General features: G+C 44.7%; 15 protein-coding genes. 3 read left to right on the top strand and 12 right to left on the bottom strand.

What is annotated here, in order from left to right; genetic code table 11:
- Positions 1–144 precede the first annotated feature (144 nt).
- The 8 genes from D6D85_RS13665 to D6D85_RS13635 are packed head-to-tail and all read right to left on the bottom strand — an operon-like array spanning position 145 to position 4124.
- Positions 145–678, bottom strand: a complete 534-nt coding sequence (locus tag D6D85_RS13665) for a hypothetical protein (protein ID WP_125672594.1) — start codon at positions 676–678, stop codon at positions 145–147.
- On the bottom strand, positions 675–2018 hold the full coding sequence (locus D6D85_RS13660; RefSeq protein WP_125672593.1) for a hypothetical protein: 1344 nt from the start codon (positions 2016–2018) through the stop codon (positions 675–677). Before D6D85_RS13660 ends, D6D85_RS13665 begins: the two co-directional genes overlap by 4 nt.
- 47 nt (positions 2019–2065) lie before the next feature.
- Positions 2066–2194 (bottom strand): hypothetical protein, encoded by a 129-nt coding sequence (locus tag D6D85_RS17100; RefSeq protein WP_272914446.1) that lies wholly within the window; start codon positions 2192–2194, stop codon positions 2066–2068.
- On the bottom strand, positions 2170–2634 hold the full coding sequence (locus D6D85_RS13655) for a S24/S26 family peptidase (protein WP_125672592.1): 465 nt from the start codon (positions 2632–2634) through the stop codon (positions 2170–2172). Before D6D85_RS13655 ends, D6D85_RS17100 begins: the two co-directional genes overlap by 25 nt.
- Positions 2579–2758 carry a hypothetical protein gene (locus D6D85_RS13650; RefSeq protein WP_125672591.1) on the bottom strand — a complete coding sequence of 60 codons (180 nt, stop codon included), beginning with the start codon at positions 2756–2758 and terminating at the stop codon, positions 2579–2581. Before D6D85_RS13650 ends, D6D85_RS13655 begins: the two co-directional genes overlap by 56 nt.
- 17 nt (positions 2759–2775) lie before the next feature.
- Positions 2776–3507, bottom strand: a complete 732-nt coding sequence (locus D6D85_RS13645) for a hypothetical protein (RefSeq protein ID WP_125672590.1) — start codon at positions 3505–3507, stop codon at positions 2776–2778.
- Between the two features lie 4 nt (positions 3508–3511).
- A complete protein-coding gene (locus D6D85_RS13640) occupies positions 3512–3709 on the bottom strand; it encodes a hypothetical protein (protein WP_125672589.1) in 198 nt (65 codons plus the stop codon).
- A gap of 1 nt (position 3710) precedes the next feature.
- Positions 3711–4124 carry a hypothetical protein gene (locus D6D85_RS13635; RefSeq protein WP_125672588.1) on the bottom strand — a complete coding sequence of 138 codons (414 nt, stop codon included), beginning with the start codon at positions 4122–4124 and terminating at the stop codon, positions 3711–3713.
- Between the two features lie 301 nt (positions 4125–4425).
- Between D6D85_RS13635 and D6D85_RS13630 the strand changes: the two genes are divergently transcribed.
- The 3 genes from D6D85_RS13630 (at position 4426) to D6D85_RS13620 (ending at position 5441) form a co-directional block, all read left to right on the top strand.
- Positions 4426–4845, top strand: a complete 420-nt coding sequence (locus D6D85_RS13630) for a hypothetical protein (protein WP_125672587.1) — start codon at positions 4426–4428, stop codon at positions 4843–4845.
- The gene (locus D6D85_RS13625) at positions 4845–5087 is read left to right on the top strand and encodes a hypothetical protein (RefSeq protein WP_125672586.1); all 243 of its coding nucleotides are present in this window, start codon (positions 4845–4847) and stop codon (positions 5085–5087) included. The genes D6D85_RS13630 and D6D85_RS13625 overlap by 1 nt, the downstream gene beginning before the upstream one ends.
- Before the next feature lie 93 nt (positions 5088–5180).
- A complete protein-coding gene (locus tag D6D85_RS13620; protein ID WP_125672585.1) occupies positions 5181–5441 on the top strand; it encodes a hypothetical protein in 261 nt (86 codons plus the stop codon).
- On the opposite strand, the gene D6D85_RS13615 is transcribed toward D6D85_RS13620, so the two are convergent.
- From D6D85_RS13615 to D6D85_RS13600, 4 genes are read right to left on the bottom strand one after another with little or no spacing between them, the layout of a single operon-like run.
- Positions 5422–5805 carry a hypothetical protein gene (locus tag D6D85_RS13615; protein WP_125672584.1) on the bottom strand — a complete coding sequence of 128 codons (384 nt, stop codon included), beginning with the start codon at positions 5803–5805 and terminating at the stop codon, positions 5422–5424. The two genes, D6D85_RS13620 and D6D85_RS13615, sit on opposite strands and share 20 nt — an antisense overlap.
- Positions 5806–6279, bottom strand: coding sequence for a hypothetical protein (locus D6D85_RS13610; protein ID WP_125672583.1), 474 nt, complete (start codon positions 6277–6279; stop codon positions 5806–5808).
- Positions 6280–6283: 4 nt separating this feature from the next.
- A complete protein-coding gene (locus tag D6D85_RS13605; RefSeq protein ID WP_125672582.1) occupies positions 6284–6469 on the bottom strand; it encodes a hypothetical protein in 186 nt (61 codons plus the stop codon).
- 4 nt (positions 6470–6473) lie between these two features.
- Entirely contained in the window at positions 6474–6944 is a 471-nt protein-coding gene (locus D6D85_RS13600) for a hypothetical protein (RefSeq protein ID WP_125672581.1), read from the bottom strand.
- Positions 6945–7015 lie beyond the last annotated feature (71 nt).

Genomic DNA, 7015 nt, shown 5'->3' with positions numbered 1-7015 from the left:
AACCTCTTTGCATTTAGACATAATTCCATGCCTAATATGGTGGGAAAGAGGTTCCGGAACTTTCAATCCTCTTTGCATTGAGACCTCAATATCAGACATTTTTTCCCTCAGATTCAGATACCGTTGAGATAAAAAAGATTTATTCTAAATTAAACTACTGATCCTTCCTTCCTTCTCCTCATGCAAGCTCATCCTTGCGATGCTGTTGAGGAATTCCACTAGAGGCTCAACATCCTTCTTCCTAGCGGCTATGAACTTCCCCCTGTAGCCTGCACCCCATCCAAGGTTGTAAACATACGGAATGCACATGAACACATCAGGATCTTCCTTCATCAGGAGCTTGCAGTGGGTCGAAGCAATTGCGTAAGCCTTCTTCTTTTCGGCATCGACAACTTTCTGGTCTATCACCCTGAAGCTGAAGTTCTTCTCTATATAATCCGTCTTTGTCGTTATTATTGCACTACTATACACATCGCAAACTCTGTACTCCTTTCCATCGAATTTCTCATCCCTGCACTCGCCTTCCTTTATCTTCAAGTGGACATTTACAGGAGACCCAGGCTTATAGGGGATGATCCTTCCCCCAGATGCTGACATGTCTATTTTGGCTGAGCCCTTCCATCCCAGAGATTTTAATATGTCCTCAAGAATTCCTCTGAGAGAAAGGGATTCACTCATATTCCAGCCTCTATCGGGCAGATAAATCTCCCGCTATCATACTTGCAGCCCTTGTCCTCCATGAACACCTTCAGCTTCTTGAAATCATCCGAATCAAGGAACTCCTTGGGTTTGACAATGCACACCAATGAATAGAGATCCCTCCTCTTCAGATCTTTTATGTTTTCAGGCCCTCTGGTGTAACTGAGCCTAGTCGTCACCTTTTCCCTGAGGGGATGGTTCCCCATTATGCTGTGGCACTCCTCCCTGGGTGCGGAAAACATCTCGTGGATCTCCGAGCATATCGACATAGCTTCATCATCGACAATGAATCCCTTCTCCCTCATCCTCCTCAGAGAATCAAGGCCCCTGTCCATGCATCCAAGAAGATCCTTTACATAGTGGCTCCCAGTCCACGAAAAACCCTCCTCCTTCAGCTCCTCCTTGTGAGGAAAGACATCTCCAGCAGCCACAAGGCTTAGGTTCTCTTGGTAGATATAGACATTCCCAGACATCTTCGCCTCCCTGGAGAGTGCTAGGATCTTCCCTCTATCTTTCCAGAGGGGAGACCAGTGATCCCTGCTAATTACCTCCCTCAGCCTGCTTACATCATATCCCCTCTCCTCAAGCAGGTCTGCAATTCCTTGGAGGGCATCTGCTCTATCCAGATATGTTATCACGGAGTAGTTTAGAACGAGGAACTTATCGCTTGCCTCCTGCACAGCCTGAGGGATCTCTCTGTTCACATATTCCCTCAGTTCCCTCATTGTATCAGGATCGAGACCGGAGATAGAGAGCTTATCGGCCATCCAGCTGGAATCCACGTTCACATATTTCCCCCTTCCCTGCATCTTCTCCTGGAGCATGCTCACTATGGACTCTGTTCCATCTTTGGGAACCTCACAGTAGTAGAATAATCCATATGCCCTGTCGCTACAGTTTATCCTGTCTATCAGTGGATACCCAATTCTGTTTTCATGTATAAGCTCTTCTAGTGCTCTCTTCGCATTTGGCTTAAGCAAAAGGAGGACTTCTTCAGCATCGCCAACTCTTGTGATCCTCATCTTTATGTCATTCGAGATATCCCTTTCCTCTATTTCCGGCTCCACTTCCTCGAGCTTTCCGTTTCTGTATATGTAATACCTTGGCTTCTCCCCGTACGATGCTTTCTTGAACACAGTTCCCTCAGGAGGCTCCATCCTGTACTTGAATGCAGGATGCTTTCTTGAACCAACAAACTCCTTCTCAACTTTCAGCTCTGATGAAATCTTGCGTGCACTTGGTAGCTTCTGAAGTGGGATGAATACCCCATCTGCATAAACAGCCACGTATTCCCCAGACCTAATAGTGAGCTCAAGCATGATACCACTTTAAAGATAAGCTGAAATAAAATATAAATGTAACTTCCCTACCTGTATCCCATGAACTCCTTCTTGTTTTCAAGGGAGAAGAGGATTATAGCGAGCAACAAGACTATAAAAAGCACCAAGAGGCCAGCTAGAAATACTGGCATCACCATAGCTGTGATGTAGTCCATCCAATCACCTTCCATGCAATAACAACAAGGAGAACTAATCCCAAGAAGAGAAGCGGTATCTTCACCGGATGTCCAAACACCGTGACTACTTTATACTTCACCATGAAAGAAGGAATCCCCTCTGTTGTAGATCCCAGAGAATCCCCCTTCGTGAAAACCCTATCACCTCTTATCTCGAATACCCTGTGGCATATCGTCTCATCCCCTATCCTGAAGACAGCTATATCCCCCACATTTATGCTATCAGCTTTCCTCACCAGCACAAGATCCCCAGGGATTATCTCAGGCTTCATAGATCCTGATAGCATCAGAGTCCACCTGTATCCAAACAAAAACAGAATAATATTCACAGCGACAAATATGAATAAAGCAATGGTAAGGAGCTCAGAAGTCCGCAAGTGTTCCTCCCTCTTTTTTTTCTTCCCTTCTCCTCCCTCCATTCGGGAGAGGTATTAGCTCTCTGGCCTTCCTTGAGTTTTCTCCTCCCTTTATCCCGTACTCATTCTGTGCTATGATCATGTCCTGGAGGCATCCACCTGATAAGCTGACTATCTTCTTGGGCATCTGCACCCCCTGTCTATCTATCTATATCTTCCTATATAGCCTTTTCCCCTGGACATCAGAGCTATCATCAGGATGCCGAGGAATATCCAGACAGCAGGTATCGACATCAAGTAAGCTATTGACTCAGGAACTCCAGCAGATATTAGTGCTTTGTAAAAGCTGTCGCTTGGCTTCATCAGCTCGTCAAATAGACCTGAGATAGATGTTCCCGATGGCGTTCCGGAGGGAGCCGTTCCACCAGATGAACCAGATGAGGTCTGATTTGTTCCAGATGAACTGCTTGATGTCTGGTTGGTGCTCGATGTCTGATTTGTTGTGGTCTGGTTTGCTGTCTTCACATACAAGTTCCCGCTCACAGACTGGGTTCCCATATACCCAGTTTCCGTGACAGTTATCACATAGGTTCCAGGGGTCGATGGTGCATTGAACTTTGAGTTCCACCACCTCCCGTTATCAGTTATCTTAGTCACGGGGAGGTTCGTCGTCTTCCCGCTAGGATCTTTCATCACCACTGTCACAGAGGAAGCATATGTTATCCCTTCATCAGTCTGCCCTCCCACTCTGACCCAGAGATCGACGGGCTGCCCAGGGTAGTAGCTTCCGTCATTACTATCAAGCGAAAAGGAGACATACTGCCCGTAATAAACGACCATAGGCTTGAATGTAGCCACTAAAATGAGGCCCATGCATATCATAAACAGAGCTGCAATGAGGAAAGGCGATGTCAGATTAGCTCTGAACCTGTACATTTGATCACCTATATCTGTAAGAAGACCTGCTAGCTATGATCACTCCCAGAAAGTAGATTGTGAATAGGAGAATTGAAAGGACTAAAAGCTGAGGGCTCGTTATGACATACTCCTTGAATAAAGCTATATTCCCCATTATCTCCAATGTAGCGAATAGAGAGATCAGGAAAGCTGCTATCAATATCTTCAGCTTAACCTGCATCTCAGACCCTTCTCGCAACAGCAGGGACTCTGGCTATCCTCGTCTTTATCCCTTCTTTTTCAGCCCTCCTCAGGTACGCATCGTAAACCCTCTCCTTCCCCTCCCACATTATGTAGTGCCTTGCCTCAGGAGGAACCCTGTCCCAAGATGAGGATCTCGGAAGTGCGTTCACGAGGTATGTTGCTTCCTTCCAAGCACGCCAGAGCATATCCGATGGCACATTGTTTATCACGAAGACAACTCTGTCTATCGTCCTTCTAGCGTCTTCAAGACTTTTTATGGGCCCTAATGCGTAATCTGGCCTGCAGTGCCCTCCTCCTCTATAAGTCCACTCGCACCCGTAAGACCTCCTGCAATCGTCCTTATCCTTTATATAGAAGCACGCAACCGGGTTGCGAACACCATCAACTGGCATATGAAAATGATGTCTCCAACCTTAAATAGATATGCTTTATAGAAAGAAAAAGTTAAGCAATTGCTTAGATCTTCATTGATGCTCGATATCAATTATCGATATTGAGGGGAAGGTTTATTTATTCCCTCAGAAGGGATCGGTTTTGTCTCTTCTCTTTTTTCATAAACCCTTAATCCAATAAATCGAATAATCTTTTCTGCTTTTGCCTAGAAAATTTAATTTATCTATATAAAAGCTGAGGAGCTATTGACGAAGAATGATTAAATATTTGTTTGGTCATACATATAGTAGAGGTGATGGGATGGTGGAGAAGAAAGTCGCATATGTCGGAAGACATAGGCTCCTCTCCTTGCAGGATAGGGCCCTTTCAGAGCTTGGGTTCTCCATCGTTAAGACGGTGGAGAACCTACCAACTGATCCAAGAGAACTGAACACTCTCTTGGATCAGCTAAAGGAGGAGGGGATAGAGGCAATAATCACTGTGGCCCTTCCACCTAATCTCCTCGCAATGTTATCCTCGAAATTCCCACTATATGTCTTCGAGATGAGGAGTACAACATTTTCGTCTCTCGAAGATGCCGAGAGATGGGCATCAGAGAAGCCAGAGGCTAGGACATATCTGTCAGGGAGGGCAGGGGAGCCTATAAGAGCTATGGAATTCATGGGTATAAACAAAGTTAAGGTAACAATAACGTCAGAAAAGGTATATGAGGTGAGCTAATGGATATAAGAATTCACCTCGAGGAGAACAAGGTGAATATTACGGTCACGGGGTTCTCTGGATACGAGAGCATGCTGGAGAATCTAGGATTTAGCTATGAGCCAGAGACAAAAGAGTATGTCAAGGAGAACATTCCATATGAGCAATACCATGAACTGTTTAGTGTTCTCATGAAAATGAGGGAAAAGGATTACAACATCATAATCCATTTGATAGACGGCGATCAAGAATTTCTCTATTAATTCTAACTTTTTTCTTTCTTTTAATCTCTTTTTATATAATTGGGCAATTGCTTAGCAGGAAAAAGCCTAAATAATTCACCCGATCAATTCCATATGAGGTATGCAATCCTGGTGAAAGGCCCTTTAGTTATCTCCCACGAGAAGGAGGAGATAGAACCCCCAGAGTGGGGCGTCCTTGCCTACAGGAACACGAAGGAGGAGTGCGAGCTAGCGGCGAAAAACGTCAGGAGGATATGGAATGTTGAGGCTATATGCGTCCCTGTATCAGACCCCAGAGTAAAGGAATACTTGGAATATACAAGGAAACTGAGGGAATATATAAGAAAAAGGAAGTCTAGTGGAAGAAAGCACTAGAGGATGGCTCCTTTCCCACTATCAGTATCAGGGTGGCTATGAATGTTATGAAAGCTCCGAACAGTATGTAAGACCAGAAGATGATCCAGATCAGCCAGCTCATCCTTATCCCAGTGAGGGCAAATACAAACGGGTTTATCACCCAGTACATCAGAAATCCCTGAATTGCAAATCCAACAATGGGTATCCAGCTTATCAGAGATGCAGCTGAGTACAGTATGCAGAGTATCAAAATAGCTAAAGTCCCCTCTATCCCTCCATAGACGAAGTAAGCCATTGCCGAAAACAGGATGACTAAAGACCAGGGTATTAAAGAGTATTCAGCAGTCCACCTTCCGAACCTGTTCATGCTGTACCTGTACATCTAACCCCTCATCTTTGGAGGCTCCATAACTATTTTAACCTTTTGCTGTTGCTCTTTAGCCAAAATATAAGCTATTGCTAAATATATGAGGAATGTGAGGAATATCCCCAGATGCTCAGCAGGTATGAATGTGTTCTGGAACTTCGAGACCACCCAAGCCTGAGGTGCGTATAATGTATCTGCTATTGTCTTTAACAATGGATACTGCTGGTTTGCCTTGCAGAACTCAGCAATCCAGGCTATTGTCAGAAAATATGCTGCTGTTCTGAGGGATATAAGTGCTGAAAAAGCTATAAACCCTAAGAACATGAAGGTGCATGCCGGATCTAAGTTGAAACCAGGGAGCTTCACCTCAGGCAACAGATTCTGCTTCTCAAGCCACTCTATCACAAGGAAGATACCAGCTACACCCAAAATTAGAGTGTAGGGTGAGAACAGATTAAGACCAAATGATCTTGAAGAAAACCTGTACACCTAATCACCTGTACCTATAAGATGATTTCTTCTGCCCCTTCAGAATCCTTATCCCCATGAAGAGGAAAACTCCATATATCAGAATTCTCGGAACCACCGGAATAACTTCAGCTAGGGAGCTCACTATCCCTATGATGCATATCCATATAACTGCTTTCCCTATCAGATCGTCCCACTTCTCATCCTCCATTAGATCACCTGTACCTAGGCTGTTGGTTCACTACCACTACTTTAACCCTTTCCCTCGAGCTCCCTCCGAACAGAATCCAGCTTACAAACCCATAGATTATTAAGTTCCATGTTGTGGATGAGAAAACAGGAATTGAGAGAAAGGTGACCTGATTCTGGAGCCAGTCCCCAGGAAACGTGACATATGGGAAGTTTAAGAACACAAGCACTGCTAAAACGAAGTATATCATTCTCCCCGTTCCATTACCTATCAAAACAAGAAATATCAGAAATATGAAAACTTGGAATATGAAGACAAATGGTGCCATCGCTGTGTTGAAGACATTGGCAATTGCTCCACTGAGGCCTCCGGACAGAAAACCTGTTATGAAGTTCCATATATCCGATATCACGTCATAGGGCCTGATCCCCATCGGGAACAGTAGTGCGATCAGGAGAAGGGCGACAGCTATCGCAAGGATACCCTTCTCCTCCATTAGATCACCTTCCGGCAAATGCTAAGAAGTCGTATATGGCATGTGCTACTATCGATGGTGCTAGATTCCTG

The organism is Candidatus Methanodesulfokora washburnensis (genome assembly GCF_003947435.1).
GTDB lineage: Archaea > Korarchaeota > Korarchaeia > Korarchaeales > Korarchaeaceae > Methanodesulfokora > Methanodesulfokora washburnensis.
This window is presented reverse-complemented; position numbering and strand designations above follow the sequence as displayed.